At 57.2% G+C, this 15,736-nt stretch carries 18 protein-coding genes; 15 read left to right on the top strand and 3 right to left on the bottom strand.

Translation table 11 applies throughout. The annotated features are described in order from the left end of the window. The first annotated feature begins 23 nt into the window (after positions 1 to 23). From RS9916_RS03700 to RS9916_RS03660, 9 genes are all read left to right on the top strand, one after another. Positions 24 to 248 (top strand): ferredoxin family protein, encoded by a 225-nt coding sequence (locus RS9916_RS03700; RefSeq protein ID WP_007097902.1) that lies wholly within the window; start codon positions 24 to 26, stop codon positions 246 to 248. An 87-nt stretch (positions 249 to 335) separates the two neighbouring features. Then, positions 336 to 2,246, top strand: coding sequence for a molecular chaperone HtpG (gene htpG / locus RS9916_RS03695; protein WP_007097901.1), 1,911 nt, complete (start codon positions 336 to 338; stop codon positions 2,244 to 2,246). A gap of 61 nt (positions 2,247 to 2,307) precedes the next feature. Then, on the top strand, positions 2,308 to 2,544 hold the full coding sequence (gene rpmB, locus RS9916_RS03690; protein ID WP_007097900.1) for a 50S ribosomal protein L28: 237 nt from the start codon (positions 2,308 to 2,310) through the stop codon (positions 2,542 to 2,544). 45 nt (positions 2,545 to 2,589) lie between these two features. After that, on the top strand, positions 2,590 to 3,147 hold the full coding sequence (locus RS9916_RS03685) for a peroxiredoxin (RefSeq protein ID WP_038023209.1): 558 nt from the start codon (positions 2,590 to 2,592) through the stop codon (positions 3,145 to 3,147). A 72-nt stretch (positions 3,148 to 3,219) separates the two neighbouring features. Further along, complete coding sequence (gene ggpS, locus RS9916_RS03680) at positions 3,220 to 4,713, top strand: glucosylglycerol-phosphate synthase (RefSeq protein ID WP_007097898.1); 1,494 nt, start codon at positions 3,220 to 3,222, stop codon at positions 4,711 to 4,713. After that, positions 4,710 to 5,996 carry an ABC transporter substrate-binding protein gene (locus RS9916_RS03675; RefSeq protein WP_007097897.1) on the top strand — a complete coding sequence of 429 codons (1,287 nt, stop codon included), beginning with the start codon at positions 4,710 to 4,712 and terminating at the stop codon, positions 5,994 to 5,996. The genes ggpS and RS9916_RS03675 overlap by 4 nt, the downstream gene beginning before the upstream one ends. Next, positions 5,993 to 6,853: a carbohydrate ABC transporter permease gene (locus RS9916_RS03670; protein WP_007097896.1), complete on the top strand. Its 861-nt coding sequence runs from the start codon at positions 5,993 to 5,995 to the stop codon at positions 6,851 to 6,853. Before RS9916_RS03675 ends, RS9916_RS03670 begins: the two co-directional genes overlap by 4 nt. Positions 6,854 to 6,855: 2 nt before the next feature. Continuing rightward, complete coding sequence (locus tag RS9916_RS03665) at positions 6,856 to 7,677, top strand: carbohydrate ABC transporter permease (RefSeq protein ID WP_038023206.1); 822 nt, start codon at positions 6,856 to 6,858, stop codon at positions 7,675 to 7,677. Further along, positions 7,674 to 8,648: an ABC transporter ATP-binding protein gene (locus RS9916_RS03660; protein ID WP_007097894.1), complete on the top strand. Its 975-nt coding sequence runs from the start codon at positions 7,674 to 7,676 to the stop codon at positions 8,646 to 8,648. Before RS9916_RS03665 ends, RS9916_RS03660 begins: the two co-directional genes overlap by 4 nt. Before the next feature lie 11 nt (positions 8,649 to 8,659). Here the strand turns inward: RS9916_RS03660 and csaB are convergent, their stop codons facing one another. Next, positions 8,660 to 9,793, bottom strand: coding sequence for a polysaccharide pyruvyl transferase CsaB (gene csaB, locus RS9916_RS03655; RefSeq protein WP_007097893.1), 1,134 nt, complete (start codon positions 9,791 to 9,793; stop codon positions 8,660 to 8,662). 27 nt (positions 9,794 to 9,820) lie between these two features. Between csaB and RS9916_RS03650 the strand changes: the two genes are divergently transcribed. The 3 genes from RS9916_RS03650 to psaK all read left to right on the top strand — a co-directional run bounded on the left by RS9916_RS03650 (position 9,821) and on the right by psaK (position 10,777). Beyond that, entirely contained in the window at positions 9,821 to 10,129 is a 309-nt protein-coding gene (locus RS9916_RS03650) for a DUF2499 domain-containing protein (protein ID WP_007097892.1), read from the top strand. Next, positions 10,126 to 10,455, top strand: a complete 330-nt coding sequence (locus RS9916_RS03645; protein ID WP_007097891.1) for a DUF3593 domain-containing protein — start codon at positions 10,126 to 10,128, stop codon at positions 10,453 to 10,455. Before RS9916_RS03650 ends, RS9916_RS03645 begins: the two co-directional genes overlap by 4 nt. 64 nt (positions 10,456 to 10,519) lie before the next feature. After that, positions 10,520 to 10,777, top strand: coding sequence for a photosystem I reaction center subunit PsaK (gene psaK / locus RS9916_RS03640; protein ID WP_007097890.1), 258 nt, complete (start codon positions 10,520 to 10,522; stop codon positions 10,775 to 10,777). Between the two features lie 85 nt (positions 10,778 to 10,862). Here the strand turns inward: psaK and dxs are convergent, their stop codons facing one another. Next, positions 10,863 to 12,797, bottom strand: a complete 1,935-nt coding sequence (gene dxs, locus RS9916_RS03635; RefSeq protein ID WP_007097889.1) for a 1-deoxy-D-xylulose-5-phosphate synthase — start codon at positions 12,795 to 12,797, stop codon at positions 10,863 to 10,865. A gap of 68 nt (positions 12,798 to 12,865) precedes the next feature. Here dxs and ilvA point away from each other — a divergent pair, with 68 nt between their 5' ends. The 3 genes from ilvA to RS9916_RS03620 are packed head-to-tail and all read left to right on the top strand — an operon-like array spanning position 12,866 to position 15,346. Continuing rightward, positions 12,866 to 14,413: a threonine ammonia-lyase, biosynthetic gene (gene ilvA / locus RS9916_RS03630; protein WP_007097888.1), complete on the top strand. Its 1,548-nt coding sequence runs from the start codon at positions 12,866 to 12,868 to the stop codon at positions 14,411 to 14,413. A 44-nt stretch (positions 14,414 to 14,457) separates the two neighbouring features. Then, the gene (gene scpB, locus RS9916_RS03625) at positions 14,458 to 15,012 is read left to right on the top strand and encodes an SMC-Scp complex subunit ScpB (protein WP_007097887.1); all 555 of its coding nucleotides are present in this window, start codon (positions 14,458 to 14,460) and stop codon (positions 15,010 to 15,012) included. Between the two features lie 25 nt (positions 15,013 to 15,037). Further along, positions 15,038 to 15,346 (top strand): YggT family protein, encoded by a 309-nt coding sequence (locus tag RS9916_RS03620; protein ID WP_007097886.1) that lies wholly within the window; start codon positions 15,038 to 15,040, stop codon positions 15,344 to 15,346. Between the two features lie 25 nt (positions 15,347 to 15,371). Here RS9916_RS03620 and RS9916_RS03615 read toward each other — a convergent pair whose 3' ends face one another. Then, the gene (locus RS9916_RS03615) at positions 15,372 to 15,701 is read right to left on the bottom strand and encodes a nucleoside triphosphate pyrophosphohydrolase family protein (RefSeq protein ID WP_007097884.1); all 330 of its coding nucleotides are present in this window, start codon (positions 15,699 to 15,701) and stop codon (positions 15,372 to 15,374) included. Between the last annotated feature and the right edge of the window lie 35 nt (positions 15,702 to 15,736).

Genomic DNA, 15,736 nt, shown 5'->3' with positions numbered 1-15,736 from the left:
ATCCAGCTTGCTTAAATCGCCCCATGGCCCACACGTTCGTGACCGATGTCTGCGAAGGCATCGCCGATTGCCTCGATGCTTGCCCTGTGGCTTGTATTCAACCCGGAAAGGGTCGCAACAAAAAGGGCACTGAGTTCTTTTGGATTGATTTCGACACCTGCATCGACTGCGGGATCTGCCTCCAGGTCTGCCCGGTGGAGGGAGCAATCCTTGCTGAAGAGCGTCCGGACCTCCAGCGCACTCCCTGACACTCAAGGCAGTACGGAGACCCCACCAGCGGAGGGCTTGAGCCTTCCGCTTCACCTCCCTAGGGTCGCCATGTTCGCTGCCTCACCATGACCGTTCTGGAACAAGGTCAGATCCAGATTCATACCGAAAATATTTTCCCGATCATCAAGAAGGCCGTCTATTCAGGCCACGAGGTTTTTCTTCGGGAATTGGTTAGTAACGCAGCCGATGCCATCAGCAAGCGGCGCATGGCGGCGATGGCCGGCGACTGCAGCGAAGGGGAAGAAGGAAAGGTCGCCATACGCATCGATCGTGAGCAGAAAACGATCACCATCAGTGATAACGGCATCGGCATGACCGCCGATGAAGTGAAGCGCTATATCAATCAGGTGGCCTTCTCGAGTGCCGAAGATTTCCTGGAAAAATACAAACAGGAAGAGGACGCCATCATTGGCCATTTTGGCCTTGGCTTCTACTCCAGCTTCATGGTTGCCCGCGAAGTTGAACTGGTCAGTCGATCAGCAAGACCTGACAGTGAGGCTGTGAAGTGGCGCTGTGATGGGTCACCCAATTTCAGCTTGGAAGGGAGCCAGCGCGACGAAGCCGGCACCGATGTGATCCTCCATCTGATGGAGGAGGAACTGGAATATCTCGAACCCGCACGGCTGCGGAACCTGATCACGCAGTATTGCGATTTCATGCCCGTCAGCGTGGAGCTGGAGGGAGAGACTGTCAATAAAAAAGTTGCTCCCTGGCGTCAGTCTGCAAGAGAACTCAGCGATCAGGATTACATCGACCTGTATCACTACCTGTATCCCTTCCAGGGAGACCCACTGCTTTGGGTGCATCTCAACACCGACTACCCCTATACCCTGCAAGGCATTCTCTTTTTCCCAAAAGCGTCCGGACGTGCCGATTGGGAGAAAGGTGAGATCCGTCTCTACTGCAATCAGGTCTACGTCAGCGACTCGATTAAAGAAATCGTTCCCCGCTACCTGCTTCCACTGCGCGGGGTGATTGATTCACCAGATATTCCGCTGAATGTGAGCCGCAGCGCACTGCAAACCGACAGACGCGTGCGTTCCATTGGCAATTTCGTCGCCAAGAAGGTGGCCGATCGCCTGCGCAGCCTGAAGCAAGACGATCCGAAGACCTACGCCGAAGCCTGGGATGCTCTGGCTCCGTTTGTGAAAATCGGTGCGATGGAGGACGAAAAATTTGCTGATCAGGTCAGCGAATTGGTGCTGTTCGGCACCACGGCAGACGCAAGTGATCAGCCTGGCGAGGAACCAATCGCCGCTGGCGAAAAGGCCTACACGACACTCGCCTCTTACCGGAATCGTCAGGGAAGCGATCAGGCCAATCGCGTTCTCTACTGCAGCGATGAGATTGCCCAGGCTGGCGCCTTAAGCCTCTGGACCGGCCAAGGAGCAGAAGTTCTGTTGGCTGAAACCGTGATCGATAGCCAATTCATTCCCTGGCTGGAGACCAAACACGATGAACTCAAATTCCAAAGAGTCGATGCAGAGCTGGATGACAGCCTCCGCGACGACAAACCTGAGTTCAGTGACCAGGATGGCGAGACGCAAAGTGAGAGCCTGCGAACTCTGATCAAGGACGCCCTCGCCAACGACAAGGTCACGATCCAGGTTCAGGCACTCAAGGGTGGTGATGAGGCACCTGCAGCGCTGATCCTTCTGCCAGAACAGATGCGCCGCATCAACGACATCGGTGCCCTGATGGAGCAACGTTTCCCAGGACTCCCAGATCACCACGTGCTGCTGGTGAATCGTCGTCATCCTCTGGTGGAGGGGTTGCTGAAGTTGAACGCGGTCAGCGTTCTGGTGGGAAGCGATGCCAGTGCTGCATCGCCGAGCCAACAGCTCGCGGGGAACCTGGCACGCCATTTGTATGACATGGCACGACTATCGGTCGGCGGTCTGGAACCCAATGAATTAGCTGGTTTTCAGACACGGTCCACCAAACTGTTGGCAGCACTGATGGAGAGAGGGATCTGAGGATCCCTCTTTGATAAGATAATCCCTTGGCTTAACGCCACTGCTCTACAGGAACGTCATCATGTCTCGGGTGTGTCAGCTCACCGGTACACGGGCTAACAACGGCATGGCCGTGAGCCACTCCCATATCCGCACCAAGAAACTGCAGCAGGCCAACCTGCAGCAACGACGTCTCTGGTGGGCAGAGGGCAACCGCTGGGTGAAGCTGCGCGTCACCACTCGTGCGCTCAAGACCATCCAAAAGAAGGGTCTTGGTGCCTACGCTCGTTCCCTCGGGGTTGATCTCAGCAAGTTCTGATTGTGTTCCGGCTTTCAGCCGTCTTTAACGCCCACTCCGAATCCCATGAACCGACGTGATTTGCTGCTTCGGTCCCTTGGGCTCGGAGTCTTTTTTTGTCTTCCTAAGAGCGCAAAGGCGTTGGGAGGCCCAGCGCCCGCTCTGAATGAACCTGCTCCAAGCTTCAACCTCGAGGGCACACGACGCACGGAGGATGAAATCAAGGGTTGGAGTTTGGAAGACTTTGCGGGGCGCTGGCTCGTCCTCTATTTCTATCCTCGCGATTTCACGTCTGGCTGCACCATTGAGGCCCATGGATTTCAGAGCCTCAACCAAGACTTTGAACAGAACAATGCATCCATCGTCGGCGTGAGTGCCGATGGTGTCGAAGATCATGCGTCCTTCTGCAGCTCCGAGGCACTCGACTATTTGCTGTTGTCTGACCCGGACGGAACAGTCAGTAAAGCCTATGGCTCCTGGATGGCCCCTTACTCAATGCGCCATACCTTTTTGATTGACCCATCTGGGGTCATCCGTGAGCAGTGGACCGGTGTCAGGCCCACAGGTCATGCCCAAGAGGTGATGAACCGACTGAAGCAGTTGCAGAGCGAAGCATCGATTTGACAAAGCCCGCCCGATCGGGGGAGGGTAGAGAGGCTACGACTTAGCGCCATCAAGGGCGCCACTCCATATTTAATGACGAAAGAAGAAGGTAAAAGCTCATTCATTCTTCTTTATCACCGCACTCCTTTTGACGAAATTATTGACGAGCAGGGCAACCGTTCGTGGGGGGATCAGAAAAGCCCTAATGGAATAATTCCTACCCTACGCAATCTGTTCAGAAGCCATCTGAATGGCACATGGATTGCCTGGCGACAGGTTGAAGAAAATGACACCAGCGGCGATGAACGAATTGCCATGGAGGAACCAGCGCCCTTCACGCTCCGCCGGATTCCTTTAGAGCACTATCAGATTTCAAGCTTCTATCACGTCACATCGAAAGAATCGATCTGGCCAATCCTCCATACATTTCCCAACTATTTCGACGTCAACAATGCCGATTGGGGCATTTTCGAGGAAGTCAATCGCCGTTTTGCCGAAGCAGCTTGTCGCGAAGCCGCCAAGGCCGCCACTGTTTGGGTTCATGACTACAACCTTTGGCTGGCACCCGGATACATCCGTGCGGAACGCCCCGACCTAAAGATCGCATTCTTCCATCACACCCCATTTCCAGGGAATGATGTGTTTGCCATCCTCCCCTGGAGACGAGAGATCCTCGAAAGTCTGTTGTGCTGTGACCTCGTTGGTTTTCATATTCCCCGCTACACGGAAAATTTTGCAAGAGCTGCCAATTGCCTTCTTGGCGCCAAGAAAGGCCCAAAGCGTGGTGTGAATGCACGCTTTCTATCCACCGGTTCTGCACTCACCGAGCCATCGGAGACGCCTTGGCTCACCTATGAAGGGCGCACGATTCAGCTGCTGTCCTCTCCAGTAGGAACCTCGCCTGATGTGATTCAGGATTTGGTTTCTGACCCAGAAATCCAGGCCCTCGGTGAACGGATCGAGGAAGACACCCGAAAGGGGCGAAAGTTAATCCTTTCAGCCAGCCGAGTGGATTACACCAAGGGCAATGAAGAACTGCTTTTGGCGTTTGAACGTTTGCTGGAGCGTCGCGCAGACCTGCACGGCGAAGTCGTATTGATGCTGGCCTGTGTGTCAGCCGCCAATGGGATGAAAATCTACGAAGACACGCAGCGTTCCATTGAAGAAATGGCTGGCCGTATCAACGGCCGATTCAGCAAGATGGATTGGGTACCAGTGCGTTTTTCAACCCGGCGTATTCCCTATGAAGAAATGGTGGCATGGTTCACCCATGCCGACGTGTGCTGGATCACTCCCTTACGGGATGGACTGAATCTTGTGGCGAAGGAATATGCCGCAGCACGCAAAGACAAATCGGGTGTTCTTGTGTTGTCTGAATTCACGGGTGCTTCTGTTGTGCTCGATGGTGCGGTTCTCACCAACCCTTATTCCCATCGGCGCATGGACGAAGCCATCGAACTTGCACTCTCCATGCCAGAAAACGAGCAGAAACGCAGGATGCGCACCATGACCACAGCCGTGGAATCCTTCACTGTTCAGGACTGGGCTGAAGAGCAAATGGGATCTCTTGATTCCTTCCTGGCATGAGATTCCGCCGGTTCAGTCGGATTCCACCACTGCTGATTGCAGGGGTGCTGGCCCTCTTGGTTCTTCCACTCGGCTGGATCTGGGCCCAGGCTCAACAGGTTGAACAGGTCAATATCCTGATGCCTGCTCCATTTGCGGATGCAAGCAAGCCACTTGTTGAACAATTCAATGCCGAGCAACGCGGCAAGGTGCATTTGGAGGTGATTCGAGGTCCCCTGGAAACCGAAGCAATTTCGGACCTGGCCATCAGCAGCCTGTTGTTGGGAGACGCTCCCTTTGATGCTCTGCTCATGGATCTGACCTGGCTTCCCAAATACGCTGCTGCAGGCTGGCTTGAACCCCTCAGTTCATGGTTTTCAGACAACGAGATTGAGGCGCTGGCACCCGGATCAAGGGAAGGGAATGCCTACAACGGCACGCTGTATCGCTGGCCCTTTGTGGCGAGCATGGGGTTGCTCTACTGGCGGACCGATCTCATGGATCAGCCGCCCCAAACGCCACAGCAGCTCGAGGCGATCAGCCAAAAGCTGCAAGCAGAGAAACGGGTGCCTTGGGGATATGTGTGGGAGGGACGTCAGTACGAGGGGCTCAGTTGCGTCTTTCTCGAGCTGATTGATGGCTTCGGTGGGACCTGGCTCAACCCGAGCAATGGCCTGGTTGGTCTGGATCAGCCGGCAGGGATTGAGGCCGCAGCTTGGTTGCGCCAGCTGATCTCCAAAGGCATTAGCCCACAGGCCGTGACCAATTTCGCCGAGCCAGAAGCACTCCAGAGTTTCAAAGTTGGAGATGCCGCTTTCATGCGCAACTGGCCCTACGCATGGGCCGAGTTGCAAAAGAGCGACAGCCAGGTGAAAGGCAAGGTTGGTGTGACCACCATGGTGGCCAAGGATCCCTCCCTGTCCACAGCCACCCTTGGGAGTTGGGGTTTGGCTCTACTGAAGGGAAGTGCCCATCGTGATGCAGCCGCTGACGCGATTCGTTTCCTCACCTCAGAGAAGGCTCAAAAACAGTTGTTCCTCGAGAACGGCTACACGCCAACCATTGAGGCCTTGTTCCACGACCCAGAGCTGGTGAGCATCAATCCCACGCTTCCGGAACTCGCCGAAGCTCTTGACCACACCAAATCGAGGCCAGAAACCCCCCTTTACGCCCAGCTGAGCGATGTGCTTCAACGCAATCTCAGTGCTGTGTTGACGGGAGAAGTGGATGCCAAACAGGGGATGGAGAACGCCACGTTCACCACCAAAACAATCATGCGATCAGCAGGAGATCTGAACGAATGATTGCCTTACTCCTCCCTGCAGCTTTTCTGTTGGCCTTCGTGTTTGTTGGGCCGCTGCTTCACTACGGCTGGCTCAGCGGCCACGCCGATTCGGTGCTGACGGGTTTGCTTCCGGTGCCCAATCAAGGAGCCAACTGGTGGCGACTGGCCAGTGACGAACGCTTCTGGCAGGACGCAGCCCAGACCCTGCGTTTCGCGGGTGTCTCTGTTGGGGCTGAGCTGATCCTCGCCTTAGGGATTGCCCTATTGCTTGATCAACGCTGGCGAGGGCGGGGGGCTGTTCGCGCCATGGTGTTGATCCCCTGGGCATTGCCAACAACCGTGATGGCCTTGGGGTGGCGATGGATCTTCAACACCCCCTATGGCCCACTGAACCAGGGAGCAGCACTGATGGGATTTCCTGACCTGAATATCCTCGCGAACCCTGCGATCACTTGGATGGCCACCGTTGTCGGTGACGTCTGGAAAACCACGCCGTTCGCAGCGCTCATTCTTCTGGCTGGCCTGCAAACCATTCCTGATGATCTCTATGAGGCACTGCGTCTCGAGGGGGCAAACAGCCGCACCTGTTTTCTGCGGATCACCTTGCCCCTTCTACGCCCCTACATCGCCCTAGCCCTGCTCTTTCGTTTGGCACAGGCCTTCGGTGTCTTTGATCTCATTCAGGTGATGACTGGAGGGGGACCAGCCAGCAGCACTGAGAGCCTCGCTCTCTACGCCTATCTAAACGCGATGCGGTTTCTCGACTTTGGCTATAGCGCCACAGTGATGTTGGGAAGTTTTCTGCTGTTGTTGCTTCTTTGTGGAGGGAGCTGGTGGCTGCTCACAAGGCTGCAGCGTTGGCGGTGGGGAGCTTGACCATGGAAACAACCATCCGTCGGTTCTGGATTCTGTTGTTGCTTGCTTGGTCACTTGGACCACTGCTCTGGCAGCTGTACACCTCATTCAGCACCGATCAGGCGCTGGTGACTCCATTGGCGGCTCTTGATCAACGCTGGACGTTGGCGCACTACCGGGCTGTGCTCTCCGGAAATCCACCCTTCTGGAGATATCTGGTCAACAGCCTGGTGGTTGGTGCCTGCAGCACCGTACTCACCCTCGTCATTGCCACTCCAGCGGCCTATGCCCTCACCCGGATGCGCAATCGAATCACTGCGATTGCTAAGAGTCTCTTGATTGCTGCTGCCCTATTTCCCTATGTGCTCCTCTTCCTGGCCTTGCTGGAAGTTGCACGCACGCTCCATCTCGGCAATCAGCTCTTCGCACTAACCATTCCCTACGCAGCCTTGTCACAGCCCTTGGCGATTCTGTTGCTATCAGCAGCATTTCAGGATCTACCGGTCGATCTTGAAGATGCGGCTCGCCTGGAAGGCCTGGGGTTGTGGCAACGCCTGCGCTGGGTGTTGATCCCCCTGATTGCACCGGCCACCACGAGCACGGCGATTCTTGTGTTTCTATTTTCCTGGAACGAGTATCCAATCGCTTTGACCTGGATCAGCGATGCAGACCGGCTCACCCTGCCGGTCGCCATGGCGCGCATTGCTGGATCATCGATCTACTCGGTGCCCTACGGGGCCTATGCCGCTGCAACGGTTCTGGGGTCCATCCCCCTCATCGCCCTTGTGCTGATCTTTCAACGATCGATCGTTTCGGGGCTCACCAATGGAGCTGTCAAAGGATGAGCCTCTCTCTGAACCAACTGGGCCGAAAGGCTGGCAACCGCTGGATTCTTCGTCACCTTGATCTGTGCGTCAACGACGGGGAATGCCTCGCGCTGGTGGGCCCCAGTGGTTGTGGCAAAAGCACCACGCTGCGACTGATTGCCGGACTTGACCAACCGGATGAAGGTTCGATTCATATCAACGATCAAGACGTCACGGCCACTCCAGCCTTGGAGCGCAAGGTGGGAATGGTGTTCCAGAGCTATGCCCTGTTCCCGCACTTGAGCGTGTCAGCCAACCTGGAACTGGGGCTGAAAGTGCGGGGGATCCCAGCCCAGGAACGACAACAACGGGTACGTCAGATGCTGCATGTGGTGCAGCTGGAGGAACGCGCAAACCAACGCCCCAGCCAGCTGTCTGGTGGGCAACGTCAACGGGTGGCCCTGGCACGAGCACTCCTGCGTGATCCCCATCTGTATTTGCTCGATGAGCCGATGAGCAACCTCGATGCTCAGCTGCGCGAAGAACTTCGACCGGAATTACGCCGACTGGTGCTCAACGATCGCAAGCCTGTGATCTACGTGACCCATGATCAACATGAAGCGATGGCCATGGCCGATCGGATCGCTGTGTTGCGTGAGGGTCGGCTGGAACAGATCGCCGCACCTCGGGAGCTCTATGACACCCCAGGCTCCTTGTTTGTCGCCATGTTCATTGGACGACCTCAGATCAACGTGCTTCCCCCCGAACAGGGAGTGGTCAAGGCAGTGCGGCCTGAGGCACTGCGCTTACAAACTGGTGGAGTGCCCTGTCAGCTGATGCATCGGGAATGGCTGGGGTCCAGTCAAATCTGGCAATTGCAATCTCCACTGGGTCTCCTGCGCTTGCTCACCAGTGCTGAGCAGGAGATCCCTGAATCCATTCAGGTGGGGTGGTCCAGCAGTGACGAACATCGCTTCAGTGCCGATTCTGGTCAACGACTCCCAGATTGAGCACGGCAGATTCAGGTCATTAAGGCTGAGTGCAACATGGCTCCATGGCGGGCCGCATCATCTTTGATCGACTGAATCATCTGAGAGTTAGGAGGTTGCATCATCTGACCTGACCAGCGCTCAAGGAGAAAGCTGCGACTGGGCAAATCATCCAACTCAGCGCAATCCACCCCAGCCATGGCAGCTGCAGCACGCACCTTCGGGTCATAACTGAGCGCAAAACAAGGTGCACCGGCTAGCTGCGCCAAGATCAAGGCGTGCAGACGCATGGGCAGCACCAACTGGGCTCGGGAGAACACATCCATCACCTGTGGTAAGGAGGTCGCCATTACGAATTGCGATCGCTCGGCAAGGGCAGCGCTCATCAATCCATCGGACTGAAGCAACTGGGGGAGCTGTTGATCCTGGTGCTGATGGAAGGCCAGCCAGGTCACTGGAAGCCCGTGCTCGGCCGACAGAGCTTCCACCCCATGCAACAGCGCAGACCATCCAGCGACATCCAACAGATCGGTGGGTCGCCAACACAGCACCAGCCCCATGCGCTCGTTGCTTGAGCAATCAGCTCCCTTCCAGATCGATCCTGGATAACTCCAAACAGGATCCGCCGCCATCAGGGCAGGAACCCGAATCCTCCAACGATCGGCCAAGGCCTGCGACTCCGGATCCCGCCAGCCAATCGCCTGGACCCAGGGGAGGATCAAACGGACCAAGGAACGGCTCAATCGTCGACGAAGCGGACCCAGACCTTGCCCCCAGAGGACAACGGGTTTGCCGTTGAAACGGGCCAGAGCAATGAGGATGAGGTAATAGATCAGGCTCTTGAAACTGGTGCTGTCCTGCAGCAGGCTGCCGCCTCCCAAGACAAGGGCTTGGGACCGCATCAGCGCTTTGATCGTCGTCGTCAACGACCGGCGCTGAACCGTCTGCACTTCAGGGTGCGACGCATTGACAGCGAGCCCGTCATGGGCGGTGACCAACGCCTTCCAATCGGAAGGCAGCTGGGTCAGCAGGACCTCCAGCAGAGCGTCATCACCAAGGTTGTGCTCTCCGTAATAGCCGCAGACGAGCACGTTGCGCGTCCTGGCCGTCTCGATCAACGCCATTGAGCCTGTCTTGGCAGAGTCATTATCCAGCGGTTGCAACACCTAGGCTCCAACCAGCTTCCCGTTTCGATGCACGCGCTGTCGCTCGGCACATGGTGGATCCATGTCGCATCCGTTCTGGAGTGGATCGTGGCCATCCTTCTGCTGGGCCTTCAGGCACAACGGCAACAGCAGAACGGTCTGCGTTGGTTGGCCTTGGCCATGACTCCTGCTCTGATCAGTGCCATGGCGGCCTGCACATGGCATCTGTTCGACAACAGCGAACAATTGCGAGGTTTGGTGGTGTTGCAGGCGGGTTGCACCGCATTGGGCAATGTCTGTCTTGCGGCTGCGGCGTGGGTGCTTGTACGGAATGAATCAGCGGAGTCGCAAGGATGATGAGCTGGATTCAGCAGCTGGCGACCATTGACCCCTCGCCCCTGTTCGCGCTCTCACTCCTTCCCTATCTGGTCTTTTTGTTTTGGGCTGCCAAGGCCAAAAACTTGCATCCCCTGACGCTGCTTGGCTTCCGTCTCACACTTTTATTTGTTGCGGTGACGATCGTTGCTGCCATCGTCGCTCTGCGTGTTTTTGACAGCGAACTTGTGGGCGTTGATCCCCTGCATGGCGGTGCAGAAGCTTTTCTGACCCTCAGCAATGCCTTGATTGTGGCTGGATTAATCCAACGTGCTGGCGTGCAGCGTTCTTCTCCTCCGGGTGAATAACCTTTACGAGGATTGGATCGATGCTTCCTTAAACCTGAAGATGAGGTGTCTCTTCAGGGTTTGCATGTTCACCCCGCTTCTGGCCATCGCTCCCGCCTCCTTCAGCTGGTCTCCCAAAGTGGCACTGGTGATGATCGTGTGCAATGTCATCGCCATTGGCATCGGCAAGGCGACCATCAAGTTCCCCAACGAGGGCGCCAAACTCCCTAACGCCACCTTCTTCGGCGGCATGGGCCACGCAGCCCTTCTCGGCACCACCAGCCTGGGTCATGTCATCGGTATCGGAACCATCCAGGGCCTCGCTGCTCGCGGCTTGCTCTGAAACCAATCGTGGAGGGACCGACTAGGTCCCTTCAGGTACAAATCCAATCGCAAGAAGACCAACCTTAGGTTGGTCTTTTTTTGCATCAGCTCTGAATCAGGGTCTGAGAGGGCTGGTTCAACGTGTCGTGAACGCGATCGAAGCCAAAACGTTCACTGATCCGAACCAGCATCTGCTCTGGGGTGAGGCCAAGCACTTCGAAACTCTGCTGAGGAGTGGCGTGATCCACTAGCTGGTCTGGGATTCCAAGCCTTAGCAAGGGAACCAGCACATCGTGGTCATTGAACGACTCCAGCACAGCAGCTCCAAACCCACCAGCAAGAGCACCCTCTTCCATGGTCACGACCTTCTCGATGCGGCGTGCCAAAGGATGAATCAAGGCTTGATCCAGTGGACGCAGGAAACGGGCATTGACCACAGTGGCTTGCACACCCTTTTGGCTGAGGAGGTCAGCCGTGGCCATGGCGCGACTAACCATGGAGCCGTAGGCCACGATCAGCAAATCATCGCCTTGGCGGAGGGTTTCCCCGCAACCGATCGTCAAGGGCTCCCAACCTTCTTCCATCAAGGGCACACCCTCGCCAGGACCGCGGGGAATGCGGAGGGCTGTCGGGCCGTTGTGTTGCAGACAGGTCACCATCATCCGCTGGAGTTCTGACTCATCTTTGGGAGCCATCACCGTGAAATTGGGAATGGCACGGAAATAGCTGATGTCGTACTGGCCCTGGTGCGTGGGGCCATCAGCACCAACAATCCCGGCTCGGTCCAGAACGAATGTGACCGGCAGATTCTGGATGCCGATGTCGTGAATCAGTTGGTCGTAAGCACGCTGCAGGAACGTGCTGTAGATGGCCACGACGGGCTTGAGCCCCTCACAAGCCATTCCCCCCGCCAAGGTGACGGCGTGCTGCTCCGCAATGCCGACATCGACGTACTGCGAAGGAATGGCTTTTTGGAGCAGGTCAAGACCAGTGCCAGTGGCCATGGCAGCCGTAATACCGATCACGGTGGAGTCCTGCTCGCAGAGCTTGACCAGCGTCTGGCCAAACACCTTGCTGTAACTGGGCGGCTTTGGTGTTTTGCTGGGTCGAGCCTTACCGGTGGCCAAATCAAAGGCTGATTGCGCGTGATAGCCAACCTGGTCGGCTTCGGCATAGGGATAACCCTTGCCCTTGGTGGTGACCACGTGGACCATCACCGGGCCCCCAACACGGTGCGCAGCTTGGAACGTGCGCGTCATCTCAGCGATGTCGTGCCCGTCAATCGGACCCATATAAGTGAATCCGAGCTCTTCAAACACAGCACCCACCTTGGGGACCGCCAGTCGGCGCATGCTGTCTTTCAGCCGGTTGAGTTCAGGAGGCAGCTCACCGCCCATGAAGGGCAAATGTTTGACGCTCTCCTCAACACTCCCGGAGAGGAATTGCATGGGCGGACTCAGGCGCATGCGGTTGAGGTAGGTCGACAGAGCTCCCACCGGGGGGGAGATCGACATGTCGTTGTCGTTGAGAACGACCAACAAGGGCGTGTTGGGGAGATGACCTGCGTGATTGATGGCTTCCAAAGCCATCCCACCCGTCAGGGCGCCATCACCAATCACGGCGACGCATTTGAACGATTCACCGCGACGGTCACGGGCGATCGCCATACCCAGAGCAGCGGAAATCGAGGTGCTGGCGTGACCGGCACCGAAATGGTCGAAGTCGCTCTCACAGCGCTTCAAATAACCGGCAACACCACCCTGCTGACGCAGGGTGTGGAAATCGCCGTAACGCCCCGTGATCAGCTTGTGGGGATACGCCTGATGCCCCACATCCCAAATCACCCGATCTTGGTCAAGATCCAGAGTTTGATAAAGAGCCAGGGTGAGCTCAACGACACCCAGACCTGGGCCCAGATGCCCACCGCTGTTGGACACCACCTCGAGGTGACGCTCACGAATCTGAGCAGCAATCTGCTCGAGCTCCGGCACCGACAGCCCATGCAGCTGATTGGGGTGGGTCAACTCGCTCAGATGCATTCCCGTCCGCCGGCCGATCAGGGCAATCTACGGGGCCTTGTGCGACAGCGGCGAGCCAGACTGATCTGATGGATCACTACCTGCCTCGGATTCTGCGCGCACGGGTCTACGACGTCGCTCGGGAGACACCGCTCGAGCCAGCGGTCAGTCTCAGCAGGAGGCTGGACAACAGCGTTTGGTTCAAGCGCGAAGACCTCCAGCCGGTCTTCTCCTTCAAATTGCGCGGTGCTTACAACCGCATGGCACAGCTCAGCACTGAGGAGCTGGAACGAGGCGTGATCGCATCGAGCGCCGGCAATCATGCCCAGGGTGTTGCCCTCAGCGCCCAGCAGCTCCAATGCCGCGCTGTGATCGTGATGCCGATCACCACCCCAGATGTGAAGGTCCAGGCCGTGCGTGGCCGCGGAGCTGAAGTGGTGCTGCATGGAGAGACCTACGACGAGGCCTACGCCGAGGCCATGCGGCGCAGTGAAAGCGATGGCCTGTGCTTCATCCATCCCTTTGACGACCCTGAGGTGATCGCCGGTCAGGGGACGATCGGGATGGAAATCCTCCGTCAGATTCCACAGCCCCCTGACGCGATCTATGTGGCCGTCGGCGGCGGTGGATTGATCGGCGGAATTGCCGCTTATGTGAAAAGCCTGTGGCCCGATGTGCAGGTGATCGGCGTCGAACCGCATGACGCGGCTGCCATGACCTTGTCGCTGGAAGCCGGCGAACGAATCCGCCTGCCCCAAGTCGGTTTATTTGCCGATGGGGTGGCCGTGCGCCAAGTGGGAGAGAACACCTTTGCCCTGGCGCAGCGCTACGTGGATGCAATGGTCACGGTGGGCACCGATGAGATCTGTGCAGCGATTAAGGACGTCTTTGAGGACACACGCTCGATCCTTGAGCCGGCAGGCGCCCTCGCAATCGCCGGGCTGAAGGCGGATGTGGCGCGCAGGAATCTCCGCAACAAGACCCTGGTTGCTGTGGCCTGCGGGGCCAACATGAATTTCGATCGTCTGCGCTTCGTGGCAGAACGGGCGGAGCTGGGTGAAGAACGGGAAGCGATGCTCGCCGTTCAAATCCCAGAACAGGCGGGAAGTCTGCGCAAATTGTGTGAATGCCTCGACCGGCGGAGCCTGACGGAATTCAGCTACCGGATGAGTGACGGGCCCCAGGCACAGATTTTCATGGGCGTTCAGGTGCAGGACCACGACGACCGGCGGCAGCTGATTGGGCACCTACATGACAACGGTTTTTCCTGCCAGGACCTCAGTGACGATGAACTCGCCAAGGTTCACCTCCGGCACATGGTCGGAGGACGACTGCCGGCTTCCGCTCAGTGCCAGCAGGACAACGACTGCCTCGAGCTGCTCTACCGCTTCGAGTTTCCGGAACGGCCTGGAGCCTTGATGACCTTTGTCACAGCTCTCAGGCCTGAATGGACCATCAGCATCTTCCACTACCGCAACCATGGAGCCGATGTCGGTCGAATTGTGGTGGGCGTTTTGGTCAAAAACGCAGACCTTGAGAACTGGAACACTTTCCTGCGCGATGTGGGCTATCCCAGTTGGGAGGAAACCGGGAATCCCGCCTATCGCCTTTTTTTGGGTCAATCCAACCCTGGCTGAGGGCCCAACAGGCGATACCTTGAAGCGATGCCTGCAGGAGGGTGATGGCAGAACCCAATGCGATCTCACTTCCAGCAAGGCTTGAAGCGATCCTGTATCTCAAGGGGACCCCGGTCAGCTTGAAAGAGCTGGCCAGATTGGCCGAGACCAGCGAGCAGAAGGTTGAACAGGCCATGCTGGCTTTGGAAGCTGGCTACGCCCAACGGGATACAGCCCTGGAAATTGTTGCCGGCAATGGCAACTACAGCCTCCAGCTGCGTGCCGGTCTCGGCGAACTGGTGCGGGACCTGCTGCCTGTCAATCTTTCAACCGCTGCATTGCGCACGCTGGCAACCATCGCCCTGAAAAAGCGCATCCTCCAATCAGAGCTCGTGGAGCTCAGGGGATCCGGGGCCTATGACCACATCAAAGAGCTGATGACCCAGAACTTCATCGAGCGGAAACGGCAAAGCGAAGGTCGCTCGTATTGGCTCAGCCTGACCGAGAAATTCCATCGCACCTTCTCTGTGCTGCCCACCAATGGTCCCGAGGGAACGGAGCCAGGGGCCGACAGCACGACTGACTCAGTGTCCAACGACGCAGCCTTCGAAGCTGCATAGAGTTCAACGGTCTGAAGGAAGCACCATGTCGACTGAAGTGGTCGGTTACATCGTCAATCTCCTCGGCGTGATCTCAAGCGCCCTGGAGATCTATTTCTACGTCCTGCTGATTCGGGTGCTTTTGAGCTGGTTCCCCAACCTGGATCAAGGCAATCCCGTGGTCAGCACACTGATGTCGATCACTGATCCCTACTTGAATGCCTTCCGCGGAATCATCCCCCCCCTTGGCGGCCTTGATTTATCTGCCCTTCTCGCCTTCATTGCCCTGAACGTTCTGCAGTGGGCCCTTGGCAATGCCCAGATGGCCCTTCTCAACCCAGCGATTTACGGCTGATCCACCGATCAGGCACGGATACAACTCAGCGCTTATCACCACTGCCACTGATCCGTCCTCGCGCTGCTCGGCTGGCCAGCTTCTCGAGGTTGGCAGCCGCCACTTCCTCCAACGTCAGGCCCAGCTCACTCGAAAGTTGGGCGACATACCAAAGAACGTCACCAAGTTCGAGTTTGAGAGACGCGCGCACCTCAGGGTCAAAGACACCCCCCTGGTCGCGCAACACTTTTTTGACCTTGTCTGCCACCTCTCCAGCCTCTCCGGTCAGCCCGAGGGTCGGGTAAATCGGATTTGAACCGACATCCGGGTAACGGGCCGTGGCGCGGGCCCCGTGTTGATAGCTGTTGAGATCCATCCTGATGGCTGCAATAGGGGCCTCTTGGATCGAGA

Origin of the sequence: Synechococcus sp. RS9916 (genome assembly GCF_000153825.1) — a bacterium.
In the GTDB taxonomy this organism is placed as follows: domain Bacteria; phylum Cyanobacteriota; class Cyanobacteriia; order PCC-6307; family Cyanobiaceae; genus Synechococcus_C.
This window is presented reverse-complemented; position numbering and strand designations above follow the sequence as displayed.

Bases quoted from the DNA above. Each gene is read 5' to 3' on its own strand.
- RS9916_RS03670 (WP_007097896.1), top strand. From the start codon at position 5,993: ATGATTGCCTTACTCCTCCCTGCAGCTTTTCTGTTGGCCTTCGTGTTT.
- rpmB (WP_007097900.1), top strand. From the start codon at position 2,308: ATGTCTCGGGTGTGTCAGCTCACCGGTACACGGGCTAACAACGGCATG.
- scpB (WP_007097887.1), top strand. From the start codon at position 14,458: ATGGCAGAACCCAATGCGATCTCACTTCCAGCAAGGCTTGAAGCGATC.
- psaK (WP_007097890.1), top strand. From the start codon at position 10,520: ATGTTCACCCCGCTTCTGGCCATCGCTCCCGCCTCCTTCAGCTGGTCT.
- ilvA (WP_007097888.1), top strand. From the start codon at position 12,866: ATGGATCACTACCTGCCTCGGATTCTGCGCGCACGGGTCTACGACGTC.
- RS9916_RS03700 (WP_007097902.1), top strand. From the start codon at position 24: ATGGCCCACACGTTCGTGACCGATGTCTGCGAAGGCATCGCCGATTGC.
- ggpS (WP_007097898.1), top strand. From the start codon at position 3,220: ATGACGAAAGAAGAAGGTAAAAGCTCATTCATTCTTCTTTATCACCGC.
- RS9916_RS03665 (WP_038023206.1), top strand. From the start codon at position 6,856: ATGGAAACAACCATCCGTCGGTTCTGGATTCTGTTGTTGCTTGCTTGG.
- RS9916_RS03620 (WP_007097886.1), top strand. From the start codon at position 15,038: ATGTCGACTGAAGTGGTCGGTTACATCGTCAATCTCCTCGGCGTGATC.
- htpG (WP_007097901.1), top strand. From the start codon at position 336: ATGACCGTTCTGGAACAAGGTCAGATCCAGATTCATACCGAAAATATT.
- RS9916_RS03660 (WP_007097894.1), top strand. From the start codon at position 7,674: ATGAGCCTCTCTCTGAACCAACTGGGCCGAAAGGCTGGCAACCGCTGG.
- RS9916_RS03650 (WP_007097892.1), top strand. From the start codon at position 9,821: ATGCACGCGCTGTCGCTCGGCACATGGTGGATCCATGTCGCATCCGTT.
- RS9916_RS03645 (WP_007097891.1), top strand. From the start codon at position 10,126: ATGATGAGCTGGATTCAGCAGCTGGCGACCATTGACCCCTCGCCCCTG.
- RS9916_RS03615 (WP_007097884.1), bottom strand. From the start codon at position 15,701: ATGGATCTCAACAGCTATCAACACGGGGCCCGCGCCACGGCCCGTTAC.
- RS9916_RS03675 (WP_007097897.1), top strand. From the start codon at position 4,710: ATGAGATTCCGCCGGTTCAGTCGGATTCCACCACTGCTGATTGCAGGG.
- RS9916_RS03685 (WP_038023209.1), top strand. From the start codon at position 2,590: ATGAACCGACGTGATTTGCTGCTTCGGTCCCTTGGGCTCGGAGTCTTT.
- dxs (WP_007097889.1), bottom strand. From the start codon at position 12,797: ATGCATCTGAGCGAGTTGACCCACCCCAATCAGCTGCATGGGCTGTCG.